This window comes from Gemmobacter nanjingensis (assembly GCF_014652195.1).
Taxonomy (GTDB): Bacteria; Pseudomonadota; Alphaproteobacteria; order Rhodobacterales; family Rhodobacteraceae; genus Gemmobacter; species Gemmobacter caeni.
Map to the genome: position 1 here is coordinate 26,295 of NZ_BMYI01000007.1, position 25,912 is coordinate 52,206.

27 protein-coding genes are annotated in these 25,912 nt (G+C 65.9%); 10 read left to right on the forward strand and 17 right to left on the reverse strand.

Annotation, left to right across the window (positions count from 1 at the left end; genetic code table 11):
- Nucleotides 1-4: 4 nt before the first annotated feature.
- The 3 genes from IE126_RS12550 to IE126_RS12560 are packed head-to-tail and all read right to left on the reverse strand — an operon-like array spanning nucleotide 5 to nucleotide 2,034.
- A complete protein-coding gene (locus tag IE126_RS12550) occupies nucleotides 5-739 on the reverse strand; it encodes an SDR family NAD(P)-dependent oxidoreductase (RefSeq protein WP_189381187.1) in 735 nt (244 codons plus the stop codon).
- A gap of 3 nt (nucleotides 740-742) precedes the next feature.
- Nucleotides 743-1,375 carry a ChrR family anti-sigma-E factor gene (locus tag IE126_RS12555; protein ID WP_189381188.1) on the reverse strand — a complete coding sequence of 211 codons (633 nt, stop codon included), beginning with the start codon at nucleotides 1,373-1,375 and terminating at the stop codon, nucleotides 743-745.
- Nucleotides 1,372-2,034, reverse strand: a complete 663-nt coding sequence (locus tag IE126_RS12560; protein WP_229825454.1) for a sigma-70 family RNA polymerase sigma factor — start codon at nucleotides 2,032-2,034, stop codon at nucleotides 1,372-1,374. Before IE126_RS12560 ends, IE126_RS12555 begins: the two co-directional genes overlap by 4 nt.
- 114 nt (nucleotides 2,035-2,148) lie before the next feature.
- Here IE126_RS12560 and IE126_RS12565 point away from each other — a divergent pair, with 114 nt between their 5' ends.
- The 3 genes from IE126_RS12565 to IE126_RS12575 are packed head-to-tail and all read left to right on the forward strand — an operon-like array spanning nucleotide 2,149 to nucleotide 5,368.
- Nucleotides 2,149-3,426, forward strand: coding sequence for an NAD(P)/FAD-dependent oxidoreductase (locus IE126_RS12565; RefSeq protein WP_189381189.1), 1,278 nt, complete (start codon nucleotides 2,149-2,151; stop codon nucleotides 3,424-3,426).
- Nucleotides 3,423-4,199 carry a DUF1365 domain-containing protein gene (locus IE126_RS12570; protein WP_189381190.1) on the forward strand — a complete coding sequence of 259 codons (777 nt, stop codon included), beginning with the start codon at nucleotides 3,423-3,425 and terminating at the stop codon, nucleotides 4,197-4,199. Before IE126_RS12565 ends, IE126_RS12570 begins: the two co-directional genes overlap by 4 nt.
- On the forward strand, nucleotides 4,199-5,368 hold the full coding sequence (locus IE126_RS12575) for an SAM-dependent methyltransferase (RefSeq protein WP_189381191.1): 1,170 nt from the start codon (nucleotides 4,199-4,201) through the stop codon (nucleotides 5,366-5,368). The genes IE126_RS12570 and IE126_RS12575 overlap by 1 nt, the downstream gene beginning before the upstream one ends.
- A gap of 24 nt (nucleotides 5,369-5,392) precedes the next feature.
- Here the strand turns inward: IE126_RS12575 and IE126_RS12580 are convergent, their stop codons facing one another.
- Genes IE126_RS12580 through IE126_RS12595 form a run of 4 tightly spaced genes read right to left on the reverse strand, consistent with a single transcriptional unit; the run spans nucleotide 5,393 to nucleotide 8,848 of the window.
- The gene (locus tag IE126_RS12580; protein WP_308429977.1) at nucleotides 5,393-6,253 is read right to left on the reverse strand and encodes a metal ABC transporter permease; all 861 of its coding nucleotides are present in this window, start codon (nucleotides 6,251-6,253) and stop codon (nucleotides 5,393-5,395) included.
- Nucleotides 6,250-7,104, reverse strand: a complete 855-nt coding sequence (locus tag IE126_RS12585; RefSeq protein ID WP_189381193.1) for a metal ABC transporter permease — start codon at nucleotides 7,102-7,104, stop codon at nucleotides 6,250-6,252. Before IE126_RS12585 ends, IE126_RS12580 begins: the two co-directional genes overlap by 4 nt.
- Nucleotides 7,101-7,952, reverse strand: a complete 852-nt coding sequence (locus IE126_RS12590; protein WP_189381194.1) for a manganese/iron ABC transporter ATP-binding protein — start codon at nucleotides 7,950-7,952, stop codon at nucleotides 7,101-7,103. The genes IE126_RS12585 and IE126_RS12590 overlap by 4 nt, the downstream gene beginning before the upstream one ends.
- Nucleotides 7,949-8,848, reverse strand: coding sequence for a metal ABC transporter substrate-binding protein (locus IE126_RS12595; protein WP_189381195.1), 900 nt, complete (start codon nucleotides 8,846-8,848; stop codon nucleotides 7,949-7,951). The genes IE126_RS12590 and IE126_RS12595 overlap by 4 nt, the downstream gene beginning before the upstream one ends.
- 116 nt (nucleotides 8,849-8,964) lie before the next feature.
- Between IE126_RS12595 and IE126_RS12600 the strand changes: the two genes are divergently transcribed.
- The 4 genes from IE126_RS12600 to IE126_RS12615 all read left to right on the forward strand — a co-directional run bounded on the left by IE126_RS12600 (nucleotide 8,965) and on the right by IE126_RS12615 (nucleotide 12,195).
- Nucleotides 8,965-9,408: a Fur family transcriptional regulator gene (locus tag IE126_RS12600; protein ID WP_189381196.1), complete on the forward strand. Its 444-nt coding sequence runs from the start codon at nucleotides 8,965-8,967 to the stop codon at nucleotides 9,406-9,408.
- A gap of 95 nt (nucleotides 9,409-9,503) precedes the next feature.
- On the forward strand, nucleotides 9,504-11,015 hold the full coding sequence (locus IE126_RS12605; protein ID WP_189381197.1) for a sensor histidine kinase: 1,512 nt from the start codon (nucleotides 9,504-9,506) through the stop codon (nucleotides 11,013-11,015).
- Nucleotides 11,012-11,620 (forward strand): response regulator transcription factor, encoded by a 609-nt coding sequence (locus tag IE126_RS12610; protein WP_054302138.1) that lies wholly within the window; start codon nucleotides 11,012-11,014, stop codon nucleotides 11,618-11,620. The genes IE126_RS12605 and IE126_RS12610 overlap by 4 nt, the downstream gene beginning before the upstream one ends.
- Nucleotides 11,621-11,709: 89 nt before the next feature.
- Nucleotides 11,710-12,195, forward strand: coding sequence for a GlcG/HbpS family heme-binding protein (locus IE126_RS12615; RefSeq protein WP_189381198.1), 486 nt, complete (start codon nucleotides 11,710-11,712; stop codon nucleotides 12,193-12,195).
- A 40-nt stretch (nucleotides 12,196-12,235) separates the two neighbouring features.
- Here IE126_RS12615 and IE126_RS12620 read toward each other — a convergent pair whose 3' ends face one another.
- From IE126_RS12620 to IE126_RS12650, 7 genes are read right to left on the reverse strand one after another with little or no spacing between them, the layout of a single operon-like run.
- Nucleotides 12,236-13,144, reverse strand: a complete 909-nt coding sequence (locus IE126_RS12620; protein ID WP_189381199.1) for an FAD:protein FMN transferase — start codon at nucleotides 13,142-13,144, stop codon at nucleotides 12,236-12,238.
- A 4-nt stretch (nucleotides 13,145-13,148) separates the two neighbouring features.
- Entirely contained in the window at nucleotides 13,149-13,700 is a 552-nt protein-coding gene (locus tag IE126_RS12625; protein WP_189381200.1) for a nitrous oxide reductase accessory protein NosL, read from the reverse strand.
- Nucleotides 13,697-14,521, reverse strand: a complete 825-nt coding sequence (locus IE126_RS12630; protein ID WP_189381201.1) for an ABC transporter permease — start codon at nucleotides 14,519-14,521, stop codon at nucleotides 13,697-13,699. Before IE126_RS12630 ends, IE126_RS12625 begins: the two co-directional genes overlap by 4 nt.
- The gene (locus IE126_RS12635; RefSeq protein ID WP_189381202.1) at nucleotides 14,518-15,402 is read right to left on the reverse strand and encodes an ABC transporter ATP-binding protein; all 885 of its coding nucleotides are present in this window, start codon (nucleotides 15,400-15,402) and stop codon (nucleotides 14,518-14,520) included. Before IE126_RS12635 ends, IE126_RS12630 begins: the two co-directional genes overlap by 4 nt.
- On the reverse strand, nucleotides 15,368-16,693 hold the full coding sequence (locus IE126_RS12640; RefSeq protein ID WP_189381203.1) for a nitrous oxide reductase family maturation protein NosD: 1,326 nt from the start codon (nucleotides 16,691-16,693) through the stop codon (nucleotides 15,368-15,370). The genes IE126_RS12635 and IE126_RS12640 overlap by 35 nt, the downstream gene beginning before the upstream one ends.
- On the reverse strand, nucleotides 16,690-18,618 hold the full coding sequence (gene nosZ, locus IE126_RS12645) for a TAT-dependent nitrous-oxide reductase (RefSeq protein ID WP_054302144.1): 1,929 nt from the start codon (nucleotides 18,616-18,618) through the stop codon (nucleotides 16,690-16,692). The genes IE126_RS12640 and nosZ overlap by 4 nt, the downstream gene beginning before the upstream one ends.
- A complete protein-coding gene (locus IE126_RS12650; RefSeq protein ID WP_189381204.1) occupies nucleotides 18,615-20,783 on the reverse strand; it encodes a NosR/NirI family protein in 2,169 nt (722 codons plus the stop codon). The genes nosZ and IE126_RS12650 overlap by 4 nt, the downstream gene beginning before the upstream one ends.
- 53 nt (nucleotides 20,784-20,836) lie before the next feature.
- Between IE126_RS12650 and IE126_RS12655 the strand changes: the two genes are divergently transcribed.
- Nucleotides 20,837-21,199 (forward strand): hypothetical protein, encoded by a 363-nt coding sequence (locus IE126_RS12655; protein ID WP_145693638.1) that lies wholly within the window; start codon nucleotides 20,837-20,839, stop codon nucleotides 21,197-21,199.
- 115 nt (nucleotides 21,200-21,314) lie between these two features.
- On the opposite strand, the gene ubiV is transcribed toward IE126_RS12655, so the two are convergent.
- From ubiV to ubiT, 3 genes are read right to left on the reverse strand one after another with little or no spacing between them, the layout of a single operon-like run.
- The gene (ubiV, locus tag IE126_RS12660; protein WP_189381205.1) at nucleotides 21,315-22,205 is read right to left on the reverse strand and encodes a ubiquinone anaerobic biosynthesis protein UbiV; all 891 of its coding nucleotides are present in this window, start codon (nucleotides 22,203-22,205) and stop codon (nucleotides 21,315-21,317) included.
- 4 nt (nucleotides 22,206-22,209) lie between these two features.
- A complete protein-coding gene (ubiU, locus tag IE126_RS12665; RefSeq protein WP_189381314.1) occupies nucleotides 22,210-23,202 on the reverse strand; it encodes a ubiquinone anaerobic biosynthesis protein UbiU in 993 nt (330 codons plus the stop codon).
- Nucleotides 23,202-23,702: a ubiquinone anaerobic biosynthesis accessory factor UbiT gene (gene ubiT, locus IE126_RS12670; RefSeq protein WP_189381206.1), complete on the reverse strand. Its 501-nt coding sequence runs from the start codon at nucleotides 23,700-23,702 to the stop codon at nucleotides 23,202-23,204. Before ubiT ends, ubiU begins: the two co-directional genes overlap by 1 nt.
- A 103-nt stretch (nucleotides 23,703-23,805) precedes the next feature.
- On the opposite strand from ubiT, the gene IE126_RS12675 reads away from it, so the two are divergent.
- Both IE126_RS12675 and IE126_RS12680 read left to right on the forward strand, forming a co-directional pair.
- On the forward strand, nucleotides 23,806-25,287 hold the full coding sequence (locus tag IE126_RS12675) for a UbiD family decarboxylase (RefSeq protein ID WP_189381207.1): 1,482 nt from the start codon (nucleotides 23,806-23,808) through the stop codon (nucleotides 25,285-25,287).
- Nucleotides 25,284-25,850, forward strand: coding sequence for a UbiX family flavin prenyltransferase (locus IE126_RS12680; protein WP_189381208.1), 567 nt, complete (start codon nucleotides 25,284-25,286; stop codon nucleotides 25,848-25,850). The genes IE126_RS12675 and IE126_RS12680 overlap by 4 nt, the downstream gene beginning before the upstream one ends.
- The last annotated feature ends 62 nt before the right edge of the window (nucleotides 25,851-25,912 follow it).

Consider the following 25,912-nt stretch of genomic DNA (forward strand, 5'->3'; position numbering starts at 1 on the left):
CAGATCAGCCCAGCCGCCGCGTCAGGCGCAGCGACAGGCCATAGGGAAGCAGACGCAGCAGTTTCACGGCGAGGGTGAAGCGGCGCGGAAAGTGGATCTCGAACCCGCGCCGGGCCAAACCGCGCAGAACAGCCCCGGCGGCTTCCTCGGGCGTGATGATCGCGGGCATGGCGAAACGGTTCTTCGCTGTCAGGCGGGTCTGGACAAAACCCGGACAGACCAGCCGCACCCGGATGCGGGGGCCCAGTTCTGCGGCCAGCGTTTCGGCCAGATTGTTGACGGCGGCCTTTGTCGCTGAATAGGGCTGCCCGCCTGGAAGCCCCATATATCCGGCCACTGAGCCGAACAGCACCAATTGCCCGCCCTCTTTAATCAGCGGCGGGCAGAGCCGCGCAACGTCAAGTGTCCCCAGAAGGTTTACCCGCACCATGGCCTCGGTGTGGGCGGGGTCCAGATCGGCGACGCGGGCAGGATCGTAAAGCGCCGCGGTGCAGATCACCGCATCAAACGGCACCAGATCGGCAAGCCGCGCCACCGTGGCGGCAAGCGCCCCCGCCTCGCCAAGGTCCAGAGGCTCGATATGGGACTCGCCGCATTCGGCGGCAAGGGTGGAGAGCGCCGCTGCATCCCGTGCCGAAAGAACCAGCCGCGCACCCTGCCCGGCCAGTGCGCGGGCCAGAGCCGCCCCTATTCCGGCGCTGGCCCCGATGATCCAGATGCGCTGACCCGCGAAATCCATCGCTCAGATCCGGAAGATCGGTTGCAGCAGACGTGGCAACAGCGCGTGGAAGCGCAGCGGCGCATCAGTGGCGGCGAGACAGATGCAGGGCGCCCCCGGACCGGCAACAGGCTGATGGTCGATCGAGTCATGCGCTGTCTCGACATCGCCACGCAGGAAAGCCCCTTCGCTGTCGGAAAAACTGCCCTGCAAGACCAGCGTCAGTTCCAGGCCGCGATGGCCATGCTCCGGCACGGCGCGTCCCGGCGGGATGTAAAGCAGCCGCAATGCCCCTTCCCTGTCGGCGGAAAGGATCTGCTGGCGGATACCACCACCCAGCATCCGCCATTGCGGCGGCTGCCCCCCCAGCGCGGCCACGACCGGCGCGGGAAAGACACCGGATCCCCGGACAGGCGGCGGCGGCGCGGGCGTATCAAGCGCATCCATCATGCGCTGACGCGCCCCTGCCCCAAGCGCTTGCCCCTCCAGACCGTCCAGCAGAGCACCGCCGATCATGTCAGCGGTTTCCACCGCAGCGCGGCATTCATCGCAGAGCGACAGATGCGCCGCGACGACGACGGCATAGGGGTGTGAGAGGGCGCCCGCGCGCCAGGCATCAAGGATATCGTCCGGGATATGGTGTGTGATCTGGGTCATGGGGCAATCTTCCTCAGTTCATGCCTGAGGCGTTCAAGGCCAAGCCGGATGCGGGATTTGATGGTGCCAAGCGGCAGACCCGTCATCTCGCTGATCCGACTGTGGGGAATATCGTCGAAATAAGCCGCCCGCAGTGCCTCTGCCTGTTCGGGGGCAAGCCTGCACAGGGCGGCGACCAGATGGCTGGCTTCCTGTTGCAGTGCAAGAATCTGAGCCGGATCGGGCGCATCGCTTTCGATCTCGGGCAGATCTTCCGGCTGGGCCAGAGGCCGCCGCCGCGCAAGGTCGATCCGGCGATTGCGGGCGATGCCGTAGATCCAGCCTGCGGCATCGGCGCGATGCGGGTCGAACTGTGCTGCCTTGTGCCAGACCGCCAGCATTACATCCTGCACCGCATCCTCGGCCGATCCGTCCCGCAGCCCGCCCTTCAGCATCATCGCCTTCAGGCGCGGGGCGAAATGGTCGAACAATCGGCCAAAGGCGGCCCTGTCACGCTGATCGCGCACGGCGATCAGATCGCAGGTCTGGCTGGAAAGCGCCTGTATTACTGGCTCGTCCATTCCCTGCGCCCCCTGCGCGCAAAGCTGCTCCGCCAGATGCTCGGGCGGATTGTATCTGGCGCGGGGCCGTGGTCCGGCGGGCACGATTGCGGTTTCCATGTGCAATATACGCCGAAGCCCGTCAAATGGATCATCGCGCAGGGAAATTTTCTGCCGAAGTGATCCGTTCCGGGCGCGGCGGCGTAGGACAGGGACAAACCAAGTGGAGCCCTGATGCCCTTCGACCTTTCCAAAGGCGCCCCGAGGCGCATCGCTATTGTCGGCGGCGGCATTGCCGGTCTGGCCTCTGCCTGGGCCCTGTCCTCCTGCCACCATGTCACGCTGTTTGAAAGTGAAAGCCGGCTGGGGGGCCATGCCCGCACAGTCGTGGCCGGACGCCGGGGCGACCAGCCGGTCGATACAGGCTTCATTGTGTTCAACCATGTGAACTATCCGCATCTGACCGCGCTGTTCCGTGACCTCGATATTCCTGTCGAGAAAAGCGACATGAGCTATGGCGTGTCGCTGAACGGTGGCCGGGTGGAATATGCACTGCGATCGGGCAACACGCTGTTCGCGCAACGGCGCAACCTGATTGACCCGCGCTTCTACCGGATGATCCGCGACATCCTGCGCTTCAACAGCAGGGCCGAGGATCTGGTCGCCGCTGCGCCGGATCTGTCGATTGCGGAACTGATCGCGCAAATGGGGCTGGGACCGCGGTTTCGCGATCACTACCTTTTCCCCTTCTGCGGCGCCATCTGGTCCACACCCGACCGCGAGATCGGGGGCTTTCCCGCACAGGCGCTGCTACGGTTCATGCGCAATCACGGGCTGCTGTCGCGCACCGGGCATCATCAGTGGTGGACCGTGGCGGGTGGCTCGACCGTCTATGTCGCTCGTCTTGCGACAGCGCTGCAACAATCCGGGGTCGAACTGCGGCGCGGGGCCGAGGTCAGGGCTGTCACGCGCCACGCCGGAACCGTGACACTGCGCGCCAAGGGGGCGGAGCCGGAGGAATTCGATCATGTCATTCTGGCCGCACATGCGGATCAGGCGCTGTCCCTGCTGACCGATGCCTCTGCCGAAGAACGCGCGGCGCTGTCGGCCATCCGGTTTCAGCCGAACCGGGCCGTGCTGCATGCCGATCCATCCATCATGCCGAAACGCCGCCTGTGCTGGAGCTCGTGGGTCAGCCATGGTGACTCGACGGGGGTGGGCGTGACCTACTGGATGAACCGGCTTCAGAATATCCCCGAGGATGATCCGCTGTTCGTGACGCTGAACCCGGGGCAGGAGATTGATCCCCGGCTGATCCAGGACGAGACGGTCTTTCGCCATCCGGTATTCGATCAGGCGGCGCTGGAGGCGCAGACACAAATCGCGGCGATGCAAGGCCAGCGCAACACATGGTTTGCCGGAGCATGGCTGCGCAACGGCTTCCATGAAGACGGCTTCGCAAGTGCCATGCGGATCGCCCGGCGCCTCCGGCCGGAACAGGTGACGCCATGACACTGGCCGCACGGCTGGACGCGGGCGAGGTGCTGGGCCTGCGGGCAGTGATTACCCATGCCCGCCGCGCGCCGCCGCATCATGCGTTCCGCACCTCTGCCGACCATGTACTGCTGGCCCCCGAAACCTGTCGCCCACCCCGCCTGATGGGGCACAATTGCTTTAACCTGATTGCCTTTCACGATGCAGACCACGGCGGCAGACGCGGCGAAGGCTCCGGCGCGGGCTGGGCCTGGCAGCAATTTGCCGCCGCCGGGATAGACCGCGCGCCGGGCCGCGTGCTTGCCCTGCTGACGCAGCCCCGGTTTCTGGGATACTGGTTCGCTCCGGTCAGCTTCTGGCTGCTGATCGAGGGGGATGCGCTGATTGCCGCCATCGCCGAGGTCAACAATACCTTCGGGCAGCGGCATTCCTATCTGCTGATCCCGCCCGGCCAGGCGCCGATCACCGCCGCCACGCGGCTGACTGCCCGCAAGATGTTTCATGTCTCGCCGTTTCAGGATCTGTCGGGGGACTATGAATTTGCTTTCAACCTGCACCCCGACCGCATTGCCATCCGCATTGCGCGCAAGGACGGTGCGGACGGGATTGATACCGCCATGAGCGGCCCGCTGCGCCCGTTGACCTCGGGCGGCATCCTGCGCGCGGCGCTGCAACGCCCCGGCGGCGCACTGCGGGTGATTGTGCAGATCTACTGGCATGCCCTTCGCCTCAGGATCAAGGGTGCCACCTACCGCCGTCTTCCCACCCCGCCCGAACAGGAGATCACCTGATGACCACCATGACGCAGCGGGCACTCTCTGGCCGCTTCCTTGCGGCGCTGGAGCGGATCGAGCACGGGATTCTGACGCTCACCACGCCCGATGGCACGCGCCACAGGTTTGGCCACGCTGGCCCCGAGGCTGAATTGCATATCCGTGACTGGCGCCTCCTGCACCGGCTGGCGCTGCGCGGCGATGTGGGGTTTGGCGAGGGCTGGATTGCCGGTGACTGGCGCAGCGACACGCTGGAAAGCGTGCTGACGCTCGCGCTGCGCAATCTTGACGCGCTGTCCGGACTGGGAACGCCGGGGCCGGTGCAGGCCATCCGCATGCGGCTGTCCGATCTGTTCCTGCGCCGCAACAGCCGCCGGGGTGCCGCGCGCAATATCCGCGCCCATTATGATGTCGGGAACGAGTTCTATCAGCTCTGGCTTGATCCCGGCATGACCTATTCCTCGGCCCTTTTCGGGCCCGGCGACGATCTGGAACAGGCGCAGGCCCGCAAGAACGGGCGCATCCTCTCCCGGCTGGGGAAAGGCGAGCGGCTGCTGGAAATCGGCTGCGGCTGGGGCGGCTTTGCCGAGGCCGCCGCCGAACGTGGCCACGCTGTTACCGCGATCACGCTGTCGCATCAGCAGAAGGGCTATGCAGATGCGCGCCTTGATGGTCGCGCGGAAGTGCGGCTTCAGGATTACCGCGATGTCGGTGGCAGGTTCGACAATATCGTCTCGATCGAGATGATCGAGGCGGTGGGCGAGGCCTACTGGCCTGCCTATTTCACCGCGCTGAAGAACAGGCTGGCACCGGGCGGGCGGATCGTTCTGCAAGCCATTACCGTGCCCGATGCCGAATTCTCGGTCTATCGGCGGCGGACGGATTTCATCCGCCAGCACGTATTCCCCGGTGGCATGCTCCCCTGCGATACGGTGATCGGGCATCAGGCGGCAAAGGCCGGCCTGCGGGTGAAATCCAGCCATGCCTTCGGTCAGGATTATGCCCGCACCTGCCGGATCTGGTCTGAACGGATGATGCAGGAAAGCGCCCGCATCCGGCGGCTTGGCTATGACGATGCCTTCCTCCGCTGCTGGCAATTCTATCTGGAGGGCTGCGCCGCCACCTTCGCCAGCGGGCGCTGCGATGTCGTGCAGGTGGATCTGACCCACGCCGCAGAAGCGGCGTGAACCAGGAGGGCGCGCCCCCAGCCGTTACAGGCCAGACCCCCGCTCTGCCCCGGAGGCAGACAGGGCAGCGTGACCATTGCGCAGATTGCGGGCCAGAAGCGCCGTAACGAACAGCCCGGTCAGGATCAGCACGATGGTTGGCGCCGGGGCGGCGTCCAGCCAGAAAGACGCATAAACGCCGCCCGCTCCGGCCAGCACCGCAACCGCCACCGACGCCATCATCATGGTCACGAACCGGCGTGTCAGCAGGAAGGCAATGGCGCCCGGCGCGATCAGATAGGCCACGGAGAGGATGATCCCGACCGAGGACAGCATGGCAACGATGGTGGCGGACAGGATGGCCAGCAGCCCGTAATGCAGCGCCCCCACCCGCAACCCGATCATCCGCGCCTGCACGGGGTCAAAGCTCTGGGCCAGGAAGTCGCGCCACTTCACCCCGAGGATCAGCGCCACCCCGCCCGAGATCAGCCCGCTGGTCCACAGATCCTGTGCGCCAACGCCCAGCATGTTGCCGAACAGGATGTGGTCCAGATGCAGCGAGGTCTCGATCTGGGTGTAGATGACGATGCCCAGACCGAACATGCCGGAAAAGACCACGCCCATCACGGTATCCTGCTTGATGCGGGAATTGTCCTTGATGAAGCCGGTGCCAAGCGCGCAGACCAGACCGGCGAGAAACGCGCCGATCAGCAGCGGAATACCGGCCACATAGGCCAGGACAACGCCCGGCAGAACCGCGTGGCTGGTGGCATCGCCCATCAGCGACCAGCCCTTCAGCACCAGAAAACAGCTCAGCAACGCGGCCGCCGGAGCAATCAGCAGGATGATCAGCAGCGCATTCTGCATGAAGGGGAATTGGAACGGCAACAGCAGGTCGGCCATCACAGCGGCTCCTTCAGGGCAGCTTTCGCGCGGGCGCGGGCCGCCAGCATGCCATGCTTGGGGGCGAAGAAGAACGCGGCCAGAAACAGCAGCGTCTGAAGGCAGACGATCACCGCCCCGGTCGCACCGTCGAGGAAATAGCTGAGATAGGCACCGAAGGCCGAAGTGACCGATCCGATGGCCACTGACAGCGCCAGCAGCCGGGGAAAGCGGTCGGTCAGCAGATAGGCCGTCGCGCCCGGGGTAACGACAAGCGCGATCACCAGAAACGCCCCCACCGTCTGCATCGCCGCCACGGTCGAGGCCGAAAGCAAGGTGAAGAAGACCAGCCGCAGCGCCGTGACATTCAGCCCGATGGAACGCGCATGCGCCTCGTCGAACAAGACCGCCAGCAGATCCCGCCATTTCGCCAGCAGGATGACCAGCGACACCCCCCCGATCAGCGCCAGTTGCAGCGTATCCTCGGGTGTGATGGCAAGGATATTGCCCATGATGATGGTCTGGATCGAGACAGCCATCGGGTTCAGCGACACCATGAACAGCCCCAGCCCGAAGAAGGCTGTGAAGATCAGGCCAATCACCACATCCTCCTTCAGACCCGACCGGCTGCGCAGGAACAGCATCGCCAGCGCGGCAAGCCCGCCCGACAGGAAGGCGCCAAGGGCGAAGGGCAGGCCCAGCATATAGGCCCCGGCCACCCCCGGAACGACAGAATGTGACAGCGCATCCCCGATCAGCGACCAGCCTTTCAGCATCAGATAGGCCGAAAGAAAGGCACAGACCGCGCCGACCAGCGCCGACACCCAGATCGCATTGGTCATGTAGCCATACTGAAAGGGCTCGAACCAGTTCATTGCCGGCCCTTCAGGGTTCGGGCCCGGTCATCATAAACCACCAGCGGCCGTTCATCGTCGGAATAGACTTCCAGACGGCGCGGGTCGGCGTCGTCATGCAGCCGTGGCCCTTCCAGCAGAAAGTGCCGCAGCACACCGCCGAAGGTTTCCCGCAGCCGGTCCGGCGTAAAGACCTCCTCGGTCGGGCCATGTGCCAGAACCGTGCCCTTCACCAGCACCACCCGGTCGCAGAATTCGGGCACCGAACCGAGGTTATGCGTCGCCACCAGCATCACCCGCCCTTCGGCCCGCATCTCGCGCAGCAGCGTGATGATCTGTTCCTCGGTCGTCACATCCACGCCGGTGAAAGGTTCGTCCAGCAGGATCACCTGCGCATTCTGGGCCAGTGCGCGGGCCAGAAAGACGCGCTTCTTCTGCCCGCCCGACAGCTCGCCGATCTGGCGGTGCCGGTATTCAACCATGTTGACCCGTTGCAGCGCCGCTGTCGTGGCCGCATGATCCGGCGCGCGCGGGCGGCGCAGAAAGCCCATATGGCCATAGCGCCCCATCATCACCACGTCCTCGACCAACACCGGGAAGGTCCAGTCGATTTCCTCGGATTGCGGGACATAGGCGACGGCCTGTTTCTTCATCATGGCCTGCACCGGCTGGCCCAGAATCTCGATCTTTCCGGCGGAAACGGGGATGAACCCCATCAGCGCCTTGAACATCGTGGATTTGCCCGCACCGTTCACCCCCACCAGCGCCGCGATACTGCCGCGTGGGATGGCGAAACTGGCATCCCGCAACGCGGTATGACCGTTGCGATAGGTAACCGTCAGGCCGCTGGCGCGGATGCCGTCGCTCATGGCTGAAGGCCCGTCACGATGGTTTCCGAGGTGACGCGCAGCAGGTCAAGATAGGTCGGCACCGGCCCGTCCGGTTCGGAGAGGCTGTCGACATACAGCACTCCGCCATAGGCGGCGCCGGTCTCGCGTGCGACCTGCCGCGCGGGCTTGTCCGATACGGTGCTTTCGGAAAAGACCACCGGGATGCTTTCGGCCCGCACGGTGTCGATCACCGACCGCACCTGTTGCGGCGTGCCCTGCGCATCGGCATTGATCGGCCAGAGGTAAACCTCCTGCAATCCGAAATCCCGCGCGAGGTAGGAAAATGCGCCCTCCGATGTCACCAGCCAGCGGCGCCCTTCCGGCAGGGCCCGCGCGGCCTCGCGCAGCGGGCCGATGACCGCAGCCACCTGCCGTTTGTAGGCATCGGCATTTGCGGCATAGACGGCAGCATTGTCCGGGTCTGCGGCACTGAGCGCATCCCGAATGTTGTCGATGTAGATTTCGGCGGAGTCGAGCGCCATCCAGGCATGCGGATTGGGCTTGCCTGCATAATCGCCGCCCGCAATGGCGATGGGCGCGATCCCGTCCGAAACGGTCGCGGCGGGGACATCGCGCAGATTCACAAAGAATTTCTCGAACCAGCGTTCAAGGTTCAGCCCGTTCCACAGGATCAGATCCGCCCCCTGCGCCTTCACCAGATCACGCGGCGTCGGCTCGTATCCGTGAATCTCGGCACCGGGGCGGGTGATCGAAACCACCTCGGCCGCATCACCCGCCACGTTCTGTGCCATATCGGCAATGATGGTGAAGGTGGTCACGACCTTCAGCCGCTCCTGCGCGGCGGCCGCGGCCGCTGTCAGGCCGGTCAGGGCAAGGGCTGTGGCCATGCCCAAAATTGCTCGTCTGCAGATCATCGGATTCTCCCTGTCGCCCCACATGCATTTAGGAATGATTTGCAACTGTCAAGCCAGATGCGAGTCATTTGCATCTGAGACTTGCATCCGCACGGGAAAATGCGCGAAGAGAAAGTATGACCGACCACGACCACAGAACCGAAAAGCTGACAGACGCGCTGCGTCAGGCAGGCGTGCGCATCACCCGCCAGCGGGCGGCGCTGCTGTCGGTGCTTGCCGATGCCGAAGACCACCCCGAAGCCACCGAGCTTCACCGCCGCGCCGAGGAAGTGGTGCCGGGCATTTCCCTCTCGACCGTCTATCGCACCCTGACCGAGCTGGAGATGCAGGGTGTGATCCTGCGCCATCAGTTCGAAGGCACGCCCGCACGCTTTGAACATACCGAAACGCATCACCACGACCATATGATCGACGTGGAAACCGGCGAGGTGGTGGAATTTGCGAACGAACGGATCGAGCGGCTTCAGGCCGAGATCGCCGATGCGATGGGCTACGAAATCGTCCATCACCGGCTGGAGCTTTATGTCCGCAAAAAGCGAAGCCCAACCCCGCAGGGGTAAGGGCGCGGAAATCCGCGATTACGGCGCGGCCCTTTGCAGCTTCCCCCGATGATCCGGCCATTTCCCTTGCCGCCGCAAGCTGGCAGACTGATCCAATGACCCGCCGCCTGCCCCTTCTGGAAAGCCCGGTGAAGCTTGCTGCCCTTGGCGTCGGGCTTGGCCTTGCCCTGCTGACGGGCCTTGGCCTCTGGCAACACCGGACGCTGACCACGGAACTTGCGCAGCAAACCGCTGTGCTGCACCGTCTGGCCTCGCAGCGGGCCGATCAGCATGACGCGCATCTGACCGCACTTTCTGCCATTGCCGTGGCCAGCGACGACCCGGATCAACGGCTGTTTCTGGACGTGGCGGCAACGATCACCCGCTTTTATCCGCGCATCAGCGCCGTCACGCTGGTGCCGCTGATCACGGAAGGCCGCCCGGTCGGTGCCGCGATAAACCCGACCCTTGCCGCGAATATCCGGGCGGCTGCACTGGCGTCCGGGGGCGGGATCGCGCTGCTGCCTGATCCGGGGCGGGAGGGCCACTACATCATCGTCAAGCGCAGCCCCAATTCCGCTGCCGCGCGCTATGGGCTCAGCCTGTCCATCGACGCCGCCGGTCTGCTGGACGAGGCCGGGGATTACTGGCGCCAGCCCAGCGTGGGCGTGACCCTGTCACTGCCCGATGGCACCCCGCTGCTTCACCATGGTGCGTCCGGCGCGGCGCACGAAACCCGGACCCTTGGCAGCGTCTCGCAGCCTCTGGTGCTGGAAACCACCCGCAGCGTCACCCCTTCCGATCTGTTTCCGCCGTTGCGCACCGGCCTGATCCTGCTGGTCGCGATGCTTCTGGCCGGGGCGGCGCTGGCTCTTCTGCGTCAACGACAACGCGCACGGCAGGCCCTGGAACAGGCGCGGCTCAGCGCACTCGACTCGCGGCTGGCCCATGCGGCACGGGTGAACGCAATGGGCGAGCTGGCCAGCGGACTGACGCACGAGCTGACGCAGCCGCTGACTGCCATTCTGGCGCAGGCACAGGCCGGGCGGCGCTTGCTCGCGCGCGATGACCGGGACCGGCTTGCCTCCGTGCTGGAAGATACCGTGACGCAGGCCCGCCGCGCCTCGGCCATACTGGAACGCTTTCGCAACTGGTCGCGGCCGCAAGCTGCGCCGGTGCAGGCTTTCGACCTGCGTGAGGCGCTGAACAATGTCGCAGCCCTGCTGTCGCCGCAGGCGGCGGCGCAGGGGGTAAGACTGACCTTCGATCTGCCCGCCGAGGCGGTTCGCGTCCGTGCCGATCCGGTCGAGATGGAGCAGGTTTGCTTCAACCTGCTGAGGAATGCGCTGGAAGCATTGCAAGACCGGCCCGACGGGCAGATCCGTGTCACCTTGCGGGCGGGGGCCGGCCGTGCGGAACTTACGGTGCGCGACACCGGCCCCGGCATCGCGCCCGATCTGCGGCCCCGGCTGTTCACGCCCTTCACCACCACCCGCCCGGAAGGCACCGGGCTGGGCCTCGCGCTCAGCCAGCGGCTGATCGAACGCGCCGGGGGCGAAATCGGGCTGGAAGACAGCGCCGAAGGTGCCAGCTTTCGCATCACCCTGCCGCTGGAGGGCGCCGCATGACCCGCCCTGTCTATCTGGTCGATGATGATGCGGCGGTGCGTCAGGCGCTGACGCTGCTGTTGTCGACGGTCGATATTCCCGTGACGGGCTTCGCCGATCCGCAAGCCTTTCTGGCCCGCCTGCCGCAGCTGACGCCCGGCTGCCTGATCCTGGATATCCGCATGCCGGTGATTTCCGGCCTGAAGTTGCAGGAACGTCTGGCGGAACTTGCAGTCGACTGGCCCACCATCGTGATGTCCGGTCATGGTGATATCGAGGCCTGCCGCCGCGCCTTTCGCAACGGGGCCATCGACTTCCTGTCAAAGCCCGTAGACGAACAGGATCTGATCGACGCGATCCAGAAGGCGCAGGGCATTCTGGACCGCCAACTGGACCGTCGGGCCGAACTCGCGGAAACGCTCGCTCTGCTGGCAGCCCTGACCCCGCGCGAGGCGGAGGTGCTGGAGCGCATCGCAGCAGGTTTCACCACGCGCCAGATCGCCGGGGGGCTGGGCCTGTCTCCCCGCACGGTGGAAAGCCATCGCGCCTCCATCGCAGCCAAGCTCGGGACAATCTCGCAGGCAGAGATGACGCGGCTCTGGCTGGAAGGCCGCGCCACTCCGTAGTTCTACGGAGCCAGCGTGCAAGGCCTACGAATACCGGCCCCGGCGTCGCCGGTTTAGGTTTCTGTCATCACCCATGACAGGAGATACCGATGATCCGCATTCCCGTTCTGGCCGCTGTCCTGCTGGCGCCCTTTGCCGCCACCGCGCAGGATCTGCCGACCGCACCCTATCTGCCGCTGGACATGGCGGTGAAAGCCGCCGATGCCGCCGTACAGGCCTGCGCCGCAGAAGGGCACAAGGTCAGCGTGGCCATCGTGGCCCGCGACGGTGCCACCAAGGTAATGCTGAAGGCCGATGGCTCTGGCCCGCATACAGGCAGCAGCGCCACCGGCAAGGCCTTCACTGCGGCGGCAATGGGCCGCGATACCGCCGGTCTGGCCGAGTTCATCGCCGGAAAACCTGCCAATGATGGTCTGCGCGATATGGATGCGCGGATGGTCATTCAGGCGGGCGGCCTGCCGATCCGCATGGGCGAGGCCCTGGTGGGCGGCATCGGTGTCGGCGGCGCGCCCTCGGGCGACATCGACGCGGCTTGCGCGGTGACGGGCCTGAGCGCCATCGGCGCCACGCAGTAAGCACAATGGCTGCCTTGCCGGACACCCCGGCAGGGCAGGGTCACAATGGCACAAGCGACAGGGCAGCGGTTTCGGCAAACCGATCACAGAGCGCGGTGATGTCGGCGCGGTCCTGTATCAGGCAGGCGGCGGTTGACAGCGCATCGGCCAGCGCCGCCGAAGGCGCGGCGATGGTCACCGCGCGCCAGACCGGCCGCGCGGGGTTGCCCGTCACCGGGTCAAGGATATGGCCCCGCATCCCTGCCGCATCGAAAGTCGTGCCCAGCGTGCCCGAGGTCGCCAGTGCCCGGTCGCGCAACGGCACGGTTCTGCCGTCCTGCAACTGCACCGGCCAGTCACCGCCGCGCGGATTGCCGCCGAGCGCACGCATCTCGCCGGTGTCGATCAGGATGTCGCCCAGCCCCTCTGCCCGCAGCAGATCCGTCACCCGGTCGGCGATATAGCCCTGTGCGATACCGTTCAGTGTCAGCGCCATGCCGGGGTCGATCCGGACCTGTCCCGCCTCGATCCGCAGCCGGTGCCAGCCGGTCCGGGCGCGGGCGGCGGCCAGTTCGCCGACATCAGGAACCCGACCCCGGCTCGCCGTTTCGGCCTGCAAGGACCAGAGCGGTTGCACTGTCGGATCGAAGCGGCCCCCGCTTGCCGCATGAACCCGTCCCGCCAGCGTCAGACACTCCAGCAGGTCGAATGGCGGTGCCTCCAGCACACCCGCCGCATTCAGCCGCATCAGCGCCGATGACGGGCGGTACAGGCTGAACACATCCTCCAGCCGGGCAATCTCGGCCATGGCGCGGGCGGCAATCGCAGGGGCTTCGGGATGCGCCAGCCGCAGCGTCACCTGCGCGCCGAGTGCCTGCCCGGTGGCAATATGCAAGGGCGGCGCGGCGCGGGCGGCTGCGGGCAGCGCCATTACGGCGGAAATGGCAAGAAAGCGGCGACGGGTCAGCATCGGATCAACCTCCGGTCTGGCGGGACAGGTCTTGCAGGCGGCGCTGCCAGTCGGCGTCTTCTGCGGTATCGGGGGCGGCAAGGGTCACAAGCGCATCGGGGATCGCCTGCAAGGACATGACCTGCCCGCCATGGCGCGCGGCAAAGGCGCGGGCGGCGGCGATATCGGAAAAGGGCACGAATTCCGGTGCCCCCATGCCGCCTTCAATTTCGGCCCCAACAACGTAAAGCGCCGTCCGCGCGTCGATCCAGTTGGTCGCGCCGGGGGTTTCCCATGTGGCGCCGGGCGCGGCCATATCATTGACCCAGACCGCCAGCACGCGGTGGCTTTGTTCCGGCGCGCGCAGATAGGCGACCAGATCGCGAACCTGGCTGAAGAACAGCGGTGCGCCGGGCAGCCCCTCCAGATGGGCCTGCGCCTTGGGGCCCGGATGCTCCAGCAGGTTCATCTGGCAGTAGTAGCCCACCGCATCGGGGGTCAGCGCCACCGGATCGGTGACTTGCGCGGCCTGTTCCTGACAGGCGGCCAGCAGCAGCATGAGGAACAGGCGTTTCATGGCGTCACCCTGCGAAACCCGAGCACGGCAAGCGCCAGCGCCAGCATTGGCCACAGCAGCACAGAGGCCAGTGACTGCCACGGCGGGATGGTTGCGGACGCACCCGCCACGCCCGCCGCCGCAGCCGTCGCCTCGGATGCCGCGAGGTTGTAGAGCCGGAACGCATCGGCCGGGTTCGCCAGCAAGGCCAGCGGAAAGGCATTGAGCGTGAACCACCCGCCATTGTCGGCCACCACTGCGGCCAGCAGGCCAAGGTCATAAAGAACCACCAACCCGAGCCACAGCCCGATTGCCAGCCCGGCCGCCCCCGAGGGCCGCCGTGACAGGGACGACAGCGCATAGCCCGCGCTGATGAAGGTCGCGCCCAGCAGAACCGAGGTCCAGAACAATCGGATCAGCGCAGGCAGCCCGGCAACCGCCCCCGGATCGGACGAGAGCGCCGCAACAGCGGCCAGCCCGTAGCCCGTGCCGCAAGCCAGGGCCAGCACCGCCAGATGCGCTAGCATCTTGCCCACCAGCACCTCGGTCCGCGCGACCGGATAGGTCAGCAGCAGGGGCAATGTGCCGCGCTCCGCCTCGCCCGCGATGGCATCAAAGCTCATCAGCAGCGCCAGAAGCGGCACAAGATAGACACCCAGCGAGGTGAGGGAGGCCACGATGACTGACAGCCGGTCCACCCCCAGCCCTCCGGTAGGCGCCGATCCGGCGGCGGCCAGCACCAGCGAGAACAGGCCCATCAGCGCAACGGCAATGGAGACCCAGCGATTGCGCAGCGAGATGCGGAACTCGCAGGCGGCGGTGGCAAGAATGCGTCGGATCATTGCCCGGCCCTCTGGCTGAAATGGCTGTAGATGTCTTCAAGGCTGGGGGGCAGCACCTCCAGATCGGCAACCGCATCGCCCATCGCGGTAATCCGCGCCAACAGCGCCAGCTTCTCGTCCTGCGCACAGGTCAGATGCAGCGCACCGCCCACTGCCACCGCGCCCGGCAGATCCAGTTCTGCCCCCGCGCGCGGCGTCACATGCAGGGCGACGGGCAGCGCCGCCTGCCGCCGCAGATCGGCCAGCGGGCCTTCGGCCACGAGCCGCCCTTTCGAGAGGATCAGGATACGATCCGTCCGCGCCTCCACCTCGGTCAGCGCATGCGAGGAGAGCAGGATCGCGGCCCCCCGTGCCGCCAGCCCGTCCAGCAGCGCATAGAAATCGCGCCGCGACACCGGATCCAGGCCCGAAGTCGGTTCGTCCAGCACCAGAAGGCGCGGGCTGCCGATCAACGCCTGCGCAAGGCCGACACGCTGCCGCATCCCCTTGGAATAGGTGCCGATCCGCCGTCGCGCGGCCGCGCCCAGCCCCACCTGCTCCAGCAGTGGCAGCGCCGCCGTTGCAGGCTCACCGCGCAGCGCGAGGTAGTGGCGCATCTGTTCCAGCCCGGTCAGCGCCGGGTGGAAGGCCGCGTTTTCCGGCAGATAGGCCACCTGCGCCCGCGCCGCAGCCGACCCCGGCGCGGCGCCGCAGACCGTAACCTGCCCCGCCGTTTGCGGGATCAGCCCGAGGATGATCTTCATCATCGTCGACTTGCCCGCACCATTATGGCCCAGCAGCGCGACACGCTCGCCCGGCGCGACGGAAAGCGTCACGTCCGACAGGGCCGTCACCCCCGCGAATTGCTTAGTGAGACCCGAGATCGTCAGGGTTGAAGTCATCGAATTTGCCTTTCGCCCAACGGCCGGCCACTTCGGCCTCCATCGCGGCGATGTCTGCGGATACGGGAAGGGAGAGCGGCGCCATCAGCGGCGCACTGTCCACCACGCCACCGGGCAGCGTGGCAGGGAAGTTGGATTGCGACCAGCGGATCAGCTGCACCGATGGCGCGCCGGTCAGCAGCCGGGCCGCAGGCTGCGACCAGAGGATATGGTCCATCAGATCGTTCGGGCGGAACACTGAATCAGCGATGCCATCACCATTCAGGTCGAAGGCCGGATGATCCGACCAGTAATTGCCGCGCCCCTTGAAGCTCCATTCCAGAAGCCGGGTGCCGACATATTTCACCTGCTCGGCATTGCCGATGAAGGCATTCCCGGTCAGCACATTACGTTCCGATCCGGCGGTGAAGTGGATGCCGATGCCGCAGCCCTCAAACCTGTTGCCCCAGATCAGGTTCTTGTGGGCATTGTAGATGAACAGGCATTTCTTCGTGCCGCCCCGCACCAGATTGCCCGAGACATCGGCGCTGTTGGCGAAGTTCAGCATCACGCCATGCTCGCGGTCGCCGAGGCTGCGGTTGCCCTGCACCTTCACACGGTCGGAGAACATGATGGCAAAGCCAAGATGGTTGCCGATGCTGATGTTGTCCGACACCTCGCTGTCATGGGTATACATGTAGTGGACGGCGAAGCGCAGATCGCGAAACAGGTTGCCGCGATACAGCCCCTTGCGCGAGGTGTTGGAGAAGATGCCGTCGCGTCCCCAGCGCACGGAATTGCCGGTGACAATTGTGCCGGGACTGTTCCAGATGTAGATGCCGTTGCCCCGGTCATTCATGCGGGGGTTCCGGCGGCCCTCGATCACATTGCCGGTGACCTGTGCATCGCGCCCGCCATGCACGTCGATCCCGTGCATGTTGTCCTGCAGCAGCAGACCCGAAATTCGGGCACGGTCGGCGCCCTTGAGGATCTTCACCCCTGAGTCCAGATCGGCATTGGCATTGCCCGATCCGGTGAGGCTGAACCCTTCCAGCGTCACATCAGGCGCGGCGATGGTGATGACGGTGCCCTGCCCCAGCCCGTCAACCCGTGCCCCGCGCGGGCCGCGCAGGGTCAGCGGGCGGTCGATGCGGACGGGACCAGGGTAGTCCCCCTCCTGCAACAGCAGCACATCGCCGGGGGCTGCCCCGGCGATGGCGGCGGCCAGCCCCGTCCCCGGCGCCACGGCGCGCTGATCCGCCAAAGCGGGCAATGCCAGAAGGCACAGGGTAAGGGCCAGCCGGAGGGTCATTTCGGCTCCACGAACATGCGACCGCGCATTTCCATGTGCAGCGCGTGGCAGAACCACTGGCAGTAATACCAGTAAACCCCCGGATTGGCCGCGACGAAGGTCACCGACGAAGTCTGCTGTGGCCCGATCTCCATGGCGACGCCGTGATTGCCCATGGTAAAACCGTGGGTCAGATCGTCGATGTCATCGAGGTTGGTAATGGTCACCGTGACCTCGTCGCCCTGCTTGACGGTGAACTCTTCCAACGCGAACTGCGGCGCCTGGCTGGACATGTAGACCCGCACCTTGTTGCCGTCGCGGATCACCTGATCCTGCCAGCCGTCAAGATCCACGCCATCGGCCTCGGCCTGCCTGCGGGTTTCTGCCCACATCGGATCATTGCGATCCCAGACTGATTTGATGTTGGTCATCTTGCTGGCATGAACCGCAATCGCATCATGGGGTTCGGCGAAGGTGGGACCGTCATGCACCACCACCATCCTGTCGCCCGAAATGTCGATCAGCTGGTCATTCTCGGGCTTCAGCGGACCGACGTTCAGGAAGCGGTCTTTCGAGAATTTGCAGAGACAGACCATCCATTTTCCGTCGGCCTCCAGCGTTTCGCCCATCGAGGTCTTCAGGTGGCCGGGCTGATACTGCACATCCACCTTGTCGAGGATCGGATCGACCTTCTCGCCCTTGTAGGCGGCAATCGCCTTGTCGATGTTCCACTTCACCACCTGGCTGTCGAGGAACAGCGAGGTAAAGACGTTACCCTGCCCGTCAAAGGCGTTGTGCAGCGGACCAAGACCCAGTTCGGGCTCGGCCACCACACAGGAGCGCGGTTCGGCCCCGGCAAACACCGCATCCAGCAGTGTCACGTCGATCACCGTAACGGTGGGCGACAGCTTGCCACCGATGCAGAGGTGGCGCTTGTCGGGCGCCATGTTGCAGCCATGCGGGTTGTTGGCGACCGGGATATACCGGGTGAACTGGCTGTTCGCCTCTTTCCGGCCATCCAGAACCTTAACGCCGTTCACCTCCTGATACTGCCCGGCCGCGATGGCCTTCTCGATCTCGGCGAGGTTGAAGACGACCACATGGTCCATCTCGCTGGCCGTCATATCGGCCAGATTCATGCCCATTTCACTGTTGTAGCTCGTCGAGAAGGCCCATTTGCCCTCGTAGTCGGCATCGCAGTTGTCAAGGTTGCCCGACACCATCACCTGCCATGCGACATCCCACTTGTCGGCATCCACAGCGGTGAAAATGTTCACATAAGTGCTGACATCCTTCATGGTGGAACCGTCGTTCACCAGCGGCGCTTCATCCTCGCCGTTGCAGAAGACATAGTTGGAACGCGGCCATTTCTGCGGACGCATGCCGTGAATGCCCTTGGCATTCGGGATTTCCAGAATGGCGTCGCATTTCATCACATCGCCACGCACCCGCGCCACACGGGTATTGGCCTTGTCGTTCATATAGAGGTAGCGGCCGTCATACTTGCCCTCGGTATAGGACATGTGGACATGGTGCAGGTCGCCATTGTCGTGGATCTTCTTGCCATTTGCCTCCAGCAATTTCCTTGTGCTGTCGCTCATCGTACGCTGGTGGATGCGGAGGGATTCATTCGTCTGGCCCCAGCCGGTTGCGGAGCAGCGGTTGAACACCGGCACGCGCATCAGTTCGCGCATCGAGGGGATGCCCAGAATGCGCATCTCGCCGGTCTGGCCTGAAGACCAGAAGCCATAGTATTCATCAAGCTGCCCCGGCGCGACCTCGATGCCCGCGGCGCGGGCGGCGCTCGTCGCGGCCATGGTGGCAAGGCCCGAGGCACCGGCGCCAAGCGCCAGCCGTCCACCAAGGGTGCTGGCAAGGGCGGCCCCGCCTGCGGTGGCGCCCAGAAGGGAACGGCGGCTCAGGCCGGATTTCGGTTCGGTGGTCATGGGGTCACTCCTTCAGAGGCGACGGGTTTTGCGTTGGGATGCCCGGCGGGTGGCGTGCCGATCGCCTCGCGCCGCTTCATCTTTTTGATGACCACCGGGCAGATGGTTTTTGACTGGTACAGAACCTGGCAATGCAGGCAGTTCACACATTCATTGGGGTTGATTTCCCCTGTCGGATGAATGGCTTGCACCGGGCATTGGTTCGCGCAGCTCTGACAGGGGCTGCCGCATTCCTTGTAGCGTTTCAGCCAGTCGAACATGCGGATACGCGCGGGGATCGCCAGCGCCGCCCCCAGCGGGCAGAGATAGCGGCAATAGAACCGCTCCACGAACAGCCCGGCCATCAGCAACGCCGCCGCATAGGCGACGAAGGGCCAGGCGCGGATGAATTTCAGGATGATCGCGGTCTTGAACGGCTCTACCTCTGCCAGATGCTCGGCCTGTTCGATGGACATGAGGCTGACCCCGAACAGGCCGAGGAAGATCATGTATTTCACTGGCCAGAGCCGTTCATGCAGGCCCCAGGGCAGTGTCCATTGCGGCACATGGAGCGCCCGCGCGATGCGGTTGGTGATTTCCTGAAGCGCGCCGAAGGGGCAAAGCCAGCCGCAATAGGCTCCGCGCCCCCAGAACAGCAGCGCCGCCGCTACGGCGAACCACAGGATGAAGGTCAGCGGGTCCAGGAGGAACGCCTGCCAGGAAAACCCGTTCACCAGCGCGCCGAACAGCGCCATCAGGTTCACGACCGACAGTTGCGCATTGGCGATCCAGCCCAGCCAGACCAGCGTGACGGTCAGAAAGCCCATGCGGAACCAGAAGAAAAGCCGCGCATTACGGGTGGCGAAGGTCTGGAAGAAGAACACCCCGGTCAGCACCAGCAGCATCCCGCCAAGCGCGATGATGTCGGCCTTCGAGCCGCGCCAGATCTTCTTCCACAGATCGGCTTGGGCGCTGCCTTCCTCCTGCGTAGCCATCGCTTCGGCAGGGGCCGAGACGGGCGTTACCTTGCGCAGATAGGCGGCGGGCAACTGGTAGCCCAGATCAAAGGTGGTAAATGCCTTTTCGATCGGCCCGATCTCGCGCTGCACGAGCAACTGGATGCGGAAGGGTTTCGCCGGATCAAAGCCGCTGTCGGCGGGAATGCGGAACAGGTCTTTCTCGGTGAAATCCGGCGCATCGGCAGGGGCGAGGCTGACAAGCCTGCGGTGCATCCGGTCGCGGAAGCGCACCGAGACATCGTCCTGAATCAGCACGATGCGGTCAAAGATGCCGCCGCGCACATAGCCAGACCCCTTGAAGCTGTAGAGGCCGCGCCCCGCCAGCATCAGCGCATGATCGCCCGGTTGCAGCCAGCCTTGCAGATTGGCGTATTCCGCCTCGCCCAGCAGCGCGCGGCCGATCCCCGGCACGGACACCAGCGCCGCCTGAATCTCGATATAGCGGGTGTCAGGCGCATCCTTCAGCGCGCGTTCGCCCGCCCGCTTGTCCTCCAGCGCGGCGAAAGCCTCGTTCACCTGCGCCACATCCAGCGACAGGCGGCGCAGCGTGCCATCGCCTTCCATCGTGGTCCAGTCGGCAGGGGCGGCGGCATCGGGATCGACCTGCAACACCGGCCCCTGCGCAGGGGCCTCGGGGTGAAGACCGCCAAGCCTCAGGGCCCGCGCCACCTTCAGCCCCGACCGCACGATGGAATCGTCGATCACCATGACCGTGACCGTGGCGCCGGAAATGATGTCGACATCATGTCCGGTGCCGCCGGCATTGACCTCGGCCACCAGATCCAGCCCGACATAGCCCGCGACCATCGCCTTGATTTTCGCATCGGGAATGCCGATCAGCACGATGGGTTCGGAATGCTTGACCAGCGCGACCCCCAGAATGCGCGCCTGCGGGTCCAGCGCGACAAGCGTGTGGATCGGCTTGCCGGAATAGCCGGTGGTGCCGACAAAATCGCTGGTCGCGAAAGCCCAGCCGATGGTTTCGCCGCCCCTGAGGACGGGAACAACCGGCAGGTCGTCACGCATCGGACCATAGCCATCGGCCTGTGGCACCAGTGCAGCGGCGGGCAGTTTGGCCAGGAGGCCGGGCAAAAGCGGCTCGGCCAGTGCGAACCGTGGCAGCATCAGCGTAAGGCAAACAAGAATCAGGCGGACAAGCAGAATCATCGGGCAACCTCTTTCAGGTGCCCGGGTTCTGCCCCGGCGCTGCGCAAGAGGACTTGACCAAACTCAAGACCCGTGGCGAAACGTCGGGGCTGCGGCAGGCCGCCGCGCCGGCGATGACGTATGTGCGATGCCAGCGGTGGACCGCGCGGCATCGGGCGCAGGTGCTGGCGCCGCATGACGGTCGCACCGGACAACACCCTGCCCAGCCGGACAAAGCCGACCGGCGCGGGGCGAACGACGACAGCAGGTTCGGGCAGAAACGTCAGGACTGGCAGGCACTTCACACAATCGCAGCAACGCTTGCCGTCAACGGGGTTGCCTTGCGCATCCAGCAGGATTGTAGAGGCCCCGCCTTCTCCGCAGATCACCATTTCGGTGACGCCGCCAAGGGCCGCATCACTGCGCAGCGCGCCTGACAGCACGAAGGCCAGCGTCAGCGAAAGGCAGAGAAGGGCTTGGAAAAGGCGGCGCATGCGGCAGGTCTAGGTCCGCAGGGCCGCCACAGCCTTGACCATAGTCAAGACAGCCGAGTCAGAGCGTTGCCGCTGGCCGGGCGCCCGGCGCGGCGGACAGAAAGCCATTGCAGAAACTCTGTCCCGGCATCAGGCGGGCAAGGTCGCCAAGCGACAGAGGGCGACCGCCTGCGAGCGCCGACGCCCACAGATGCACCACTCCGGCGAAATCCCCGGCATGCGGCGACAGCCGCAGCGCCGCCACCCCGGCGGCTTGCAGCGCCTCCAGATGGCTGGCCGCCGTGGTGATCGCCCGCCCCAGCGTCTGCACACCATTCACGGTCAGGAAGGGCTGGCCGTCCAGCGTGTCGATATCGCGACCGTCCGGGTCATCGCCGCAGACAAACTGGCAACTGTCCTTGGCGCGGTCATGCAGCCGCGCGTGATAGCACCGGCCCGAGATCGCCAGTGGCACACGACCATGCCCCCAGACCTCGACCGCGACGCCAGCCGAACGGCCAGCCGCAGCCAGACGCGCGACCGAGGGCAAGGGCAGCTCCGGCGGCAGGCAGATGCGGGTGGCACCCCGTCGTGCCAGCCAGTCCAGCGTGCCCTCGTTGTAGACATTGACCACCGGGCCAACCCAGAAGGCCGCACCTTGCGGCAGGTGGCGCAGCACGCTCAGGTCATTCACCTCGACCGGCAGCCCGGCTTCTGCCAGTTCGGCGGTCTGGCGCCTTTCACGCGGCAGCGTAATCAGCGCGAGACTGGCCAGTGCCACCTCCTTGCCCGCCACCTGCAAGCAATCGACGGCAGCCGGGATTTCGTGCTGCCAGAAAGGCAGGCGCTTTGAACAGACCCATTCCCCGACCGAAACCCGCGTGGCAGGCGTCCTGGCGAGAGTTGCATAGAAGGCGCGCACAGTTTCAGCAGGCCAGAAGAAGGGGATGGCGCCGATCGTCAGGTCCAAGGGCTTACCTCCATGTCTTCGCATAGGCACCTGTCGTGGCGGCCTGTCCTTCGGTCAGGCTGGCCAACAGGCTGTCCGGCATCGGCGCCCCGCTGGCCGCCGCATCCACTGCCGCGCGGAAGGTGCGGACAACCTGCGCCACATAGGCGCGGCTGCGCTGCCGCCCCTCGATCTTCAGCGCCCGAACACCGGCTCGCGCCAGCGCGGGGATCAGACGGGTGGCATCCAGACTTGCGGGATCTTCAAAGATGTGGCCGGTCTGCCCCCCTCCCCTGCCGTCAGGCGCGCTGAAACAGCCCTTGCACAGCGTCGGATAGGGCACCGGCGCCTCTTTGGCGGTCCGGTGGATCAGATAGCCGCCCAGCCGCGCCTCGTTCCGGCCAGCGACATCGGCATAGGCCACATGGCTGGCCGGAGAGCAGACCCCGTTCATGTTCGGCGACAGCCCCGTCGCCCAGGACGACAGCGAACAGCGCCCCTCGGCCATGACGCAAAGCCCGCCGAAGACGAATACCTCGGTCTCCACAGTCACTTCGCGGGTGATGGCGGCAATTTCGGCCACGGTCAGCACGCGGGGCAACACGACACGCCTCACACCAAAAGCCTCGGCATAAAGGTTGATCGCGTCGGGATTGGCGGCAGCCGCCTGCACCGAAAGATGCAGCCGCAGACCGGGATGATGCTCGACGGCATGTGCCAGAAGGCCGGGATCGGCAAGGATCACCGCATCCGCGCCCGCCGCCGTCGCATCGGCCACCGCACGGTGCCAGAGCGCCTGTTCCCCCGCGCGGGGAAAGGTGTTGATCGCCACCAGAACCTTCGCATGACGCGCATGGGCGAAGGCCACGCCTGCGGCCAGTTCGGCGCGGCTGAAATTCAGGCCGGGAAAGTTGCGGGCATTCGTCTCGTCGGCAAAGCCACAGTAGACGGCATGGGCCCCCGCCTCTACAGCCGCCCGCAGAGCAGCGGGAGTACCCGCCGGACAGACCAGCTCCATCATCGCATTCCTCCGGTATGACGGGTCAGCATCAGGCCTGACCGCCGTGCCAGCAGGGCCGCGCCCCGCCGCAGGATCGGCGCCAGCGGGCCGCCCTCGGCCGCCAGTTCGTCGGTCAGATCCAGTTCGGCATCATCCAGCGCATTACGGAGGGCCAGCACCGCTGCAGTATCGCCCGAGATTTCCAGCGCGCCCGAGAAGAACAGCGCATCGCCGTCCGCCCCGCCATGCAGCATGTCCAGAAAAGCTGCCAGCCGCCCCCGGATCACCGCATCGCAGGCCACATCGCGTCGCACGGCGGTCAGGCGCAGGGCGGCAGGCTCCATCAGCAGCGGAAAGGGTGCGTCGGTGACGTCGACCAGAATGCGGGCGCCTGCCTTGTCACCCAGACGGCGCAGGATCGCCGGATGGCGGCGCGCCATGCCGCGCATCAGGCGGGTCAGGATCAGGTTCAGCGGGCCGGGCAGCACAAACGCCGGGAACGGAAAGTCAGGTTGCATGACCGGGGCATAACGCCTCTGCGCCGGGCAGGACTTGACTATGATCAAGATTGGCAGCCGCCTCCGGGTCTATCACGCGACAAAAGAGAACCGGACCCCCGTGATGCGTGACCTGCCTGTCTTTCCCGATCTGCGCGCCTTCCTCGACCATCTGGCGCGGACGGGCGGCCTGGCGACAGTCGCCGCGCCGGTGGACACGAGACACGAGATGACAGCCGTGATGCTGGCGGCCCTGCGGGCCGGAGGGCCCGCCCTGCGCTTTGACGCGGCCATGGTTCAAGGCCGGGCTGCTGCGCTGCCGGTCATCGGCAATCTGTTCGGCACCCGGGCGCGCGTCGCGGCCGGGCTGGGGATCACGCCTGACCGGGTGCCGGACCTGGGCGCATTTCTGGCCGCCCTGCGCGCGCCGGCCCCGGTTGCCGGTCTGCGGGACGCATTGTCACGCTGGCCGATGATGCGCGCGGCGCTGTCTGCGCGTGCGAAAGTTCTGGCCCGCCCTCCGGTGCAGGCAGCGCGGCTGGCCGATCTTTCTGCGCTGCCCGTACAGGTGCCATGGCCCGAAGATGCAGGGCCGCTGATCACCTGGCCGGTGGTCATCACCCGCCCGCCCGGCGCCGGGCCCGGAGATCTGAATGCCTTGAACCTCGGGGTTTACCGCGCGCAGGTGATCGGGCCGGACCGGCTGATCCTGCGCTGGCTCGCCCATCGTGGCGGCGCGGCGCATTACCGTGCCTGGGCTGCCCGGTCCGAGCCGATGCCGGTAGCCATCGCCCTGGGCTGCGATCCGGCGTTGTTGCTGTCAGCCGCGCTGCCGCTGCCCGAAACGGTGTCGGAGCTCACCTTTTCCGGCGTGTTGCGCGGAGCGCGAGCCGAGGTAGCGGCTGCCGTCAGCGTGCCGTTGATGGTACCCGCACGCGCCGAAATCGTGATCGAGGGCTGGGTTCACCCCGGCGAATTTGCGCCCGAAGGCCCGTTCGGCGACCATACCGGCTATTACAATGCAGCCGAGCCTTTCCCCGTCATGCGGGTCAGCGCCATCACCTGCCGGGATGATCCGCTGTATCTGTCCACCGTCACCGGACGCCCGCCCGACGAACCCTCCGTCATTGGCGAGGTGTTCAATGATCTGGCGCTGCCGGTGATCCGCGCACAAATCCCCGAGGTGCTGGACCTCTGGTTGCCGCCCGCCGCCTGTTCCTACCGGATCGCCGTGGTCAGGATCGCCAAAAGCTATCCCGGTCAGGCGCGCCGCGTGATGATGGCGCTTTGGGGCATGTTGCCGCAGTTCAGCTATACCAAGATGATCGTCGTGGTGGACGAGGACATCGACGCCCGCAACTGGGACGATGTGCTCTGGGCGATCTCGACCCGGATGGATCCCGGCCGCGATATTATGCAGGTGACCGGCACGCCGATGGACTATCTGGATTTCGCCAGCCCGACAGAGGCCCTTGCAGGCAAGATAGGGCTGGATGCAACCACCAAGACCGGGACGGAGACCACGCGCGACTGGGGCCGCATAATGGCGCTGGACCCGGCCCATGAAGCCCGCGCCGCCACGCTTCTGGCAGAAGTTCTTCGATGAGCGCGCGGGTGGTTCTGGGGGTTTCGGGAGCTTCAGGCGCCATGCTGGCGCGGGACTGCGCGCGGCTGTTGCACCGACTTGGGGCCGGGGTCGATCTGGTCATCTCACCCATGGCGCGCCGCACACTGGCCGAGGAACTTGGGCCCGACGCCGAGGCGGAGCTTTGCGCCCTTGCCAACCGCTGCCATGAGATCCGCGACCTTGGCGCCAGCATCGCCTCGGGGTCGTATCCCGTGGCGGGGATGATCGTCGCCCCCTGTTCGATGCGCAGCCTTGCCGCGATCGCGCAGGGGCTGGACGACACGCTGCTGACCCGCGCGGCGGGTGTGCAACTGAAAGAGCGCCGCCCGCTGATCCTGCTGGCACGCGAGGCTCCGCTGACGCTGGCGCATCTGCGCAACATGACCGCCGCCACCGAAATGGGGGCGGTGATCCTGCCGCCGGTGCCGGCCTTCTACCTTCGGCCGGCCTCGCTGGCAGAGGCCAGTGCGCAGATCGCTGCCCGCGCGGTAGATCTGCTGCGCCTCGCAGGGCCCACCGCCACGCCATGGCGCCCGGCCTGAGCCGGGGTTTCAAACTGCCATGTGATGATGACCTTTGAGGCGCTGGTGCTGAAACGGCGGGC

What these genes read in the sequence shown, in the direction of transcription:
- IE126_RS12630 (WP_189381201.1), bottom strand. Translation starts at nt 14,521, where the DNA reads ATGATCCGACGCATTCTTGCCACCGCCGCCTGCGAGTTCCGCATCTCG.
- IE126_RS12635 (WP_189381202.1), bottom strand. Translation starts at nt 15,402, where the DNA reads ATGACTTCAACCCTGACGATCTCGGGTCTCACTAAGCAATTCGCGGGG.
- IE126_RS12550 (WP_189381187.1), bottom strand. Translation starts at nt 739, where the DNA reads ATGGATTTCGCGGGTCAGCGCATCTGGATCATCGGGGCCAGCGCCGGA.
- IE126_RS12590 (WP_189381194.1), bottom strand. Translation starts at nt 7,952, where the DNA reads ATGAGCGACGGCATCCGCGCCAGCGGCCTGACGGTTACCTATCGCAAC.
- IE126_RS12570 (WP_189381190.1), top strand. Translation starts at nt 3,423, where the DNA reads ATGACACTGGCCGCACGGCTGGACGCGGGCGAGGTGCTGGGCCTGCGG.
- IE126_RS12675 (WP_189381207.1), top strand. Translation starts at nt 23,806, where the DNA reads ATGCGTGACCTGCCTGTCTTTCCCGATCTGCGCGCCTTCCTCGACCAT.
- IE126_RS12640 (WP_189381203.1), bottom strand. Translation starts at nt 16,693, where the DNA reads ATGACCCTCCGGCTGGCCCTTACCCTGTGCCTTCTGGCATTGCCCGCT.
- IE126_RS12615 (WP_189381198.1), top strand. Translation starts at nt 11,710, where the DNA reads ATGATCCGCATTCCCGTTCTGGCCGCTGTCCTGCTGGCGCCCTTTGCC.
- IE126_RS12620 (WP_189381199.1), bottom strand. Translation starts at nt 13,144, where the DNA reads ATGCTGACCCGTCGCCGCTTTCTTGCCATTTCCGCCGTAATGGCGCTG.
- IE126_RS12610 (WP_054302138.1), top strand. Translation starts at nt 11,012, where the DNA reads ATGACCCGCCCTGTCTATCTGGTCGATGATGATGCGGCGGTGCGTCAG.
- IE126_RS12565 (WP_189381189.1), top strand. Translation starts at nt 2,149, where the DNA reads ATGCCCTTCGACCTTTCCAAAGGCGCCCCGAGGCGCATCGCTATTGTC.
- IE126_RS12625 (WP_189381200.1), bottom strand. Translation starts at nt 13,700, where the DNA reads ATGAAACGCCTGTTCCTCATGCTGCTGCTGGCCGCCTGTCAGGAACAG.
- ubiT (WP_189381206.1), bottom strand. Translation starts at nt 23,702, where the DNA reads ATGCAACCTGACTTTCCGTTCCCGGCGTTTGTGCTGCCCGGCCCGCTG.
- IE126_RS12680 (WP_189381208.1), top strand. Translation starts at nt 25,284, where the DNA reads ATGAGCGCGCGGGTGGTTCTGGGGGTTTCGGGAGCTTCAGGCGCCATG.
- nosZ (WP_054302144.1), bottom strand. Translation starts at nt 18,618, where the DNA reads ATGACCACCGAACCGAAATCCGGCCTGAGCCGCCGTTCCCTTCTGGGC.
- ubiU (WP_189381314.1), bottom strand. Translation starts at nt 23,202, where the DNA reads ATGGAGCTGGTCTGTCCGGCGGGTACTCCCGCTGCTCTGCGGGCGGCT.
- IE126_RS12600 (WP_189381196.1), top strand. Translation starts at nt 8,965, where the DNA reads ATGACCGACCACGACCACAGAACCGAAAAGCTGACAGACGCGCTGCGT.
- IE126_RS12575 (WP_189381191.1), top strand. Translation starts at nt 4,199, where the DNA reads ATGACCACCATGACGCAGCGGGCACTCTCTGGCCGCTTCCTTGCGGCG.
- IE126_RS12595 (WP_189381195.1), bottom strand. Translation starts at nt 8,848, where the DNA reads ATGATCTGCAGACGAGCAATTTTGGGCATGGCCACAGCCCTTGCCCTG.
- IE126_RS12605 (WP_189381197.1), top strand. Translation starts at nt 9,504, where the DNA reads ATGACCCGCCGCCTGCCCCTTCTGGAAAGCCCGGTGAAGCTTGCTGCC.
- IE126_RS12585 (WP_189381193.1), bottom strand. Translation starts at nt 7,104, where the DNA reads ATGAACTGGTTCGAGCCCTTTCAGTATGGCTACATGACCAATGCGATC.
- IE126_RS12650 (WP_189381204.1), bottom strand. Translation starts at nt 20,783, where the DNA reads ATGATTCTGCTTGTCCGCCTGATTCTTGTTTGCCTTACGCTGATGCTG.
- IE126_RS12555 (WP_189381188.1), bottom strand. Translation starts at nt 1,375, where the DNA reads ATGACCCAGATCACACACCATATCCCGGACGATATCCTTGATGCCTGG.
- IE126_RS12560 (WP_229825454.1), bottom strand. Translation starts at nt 2,034, where the DNA reads ATGGAAACCGCAATCGTGCCCGCCGGACCACGGCCCCGCGCCAGATAC.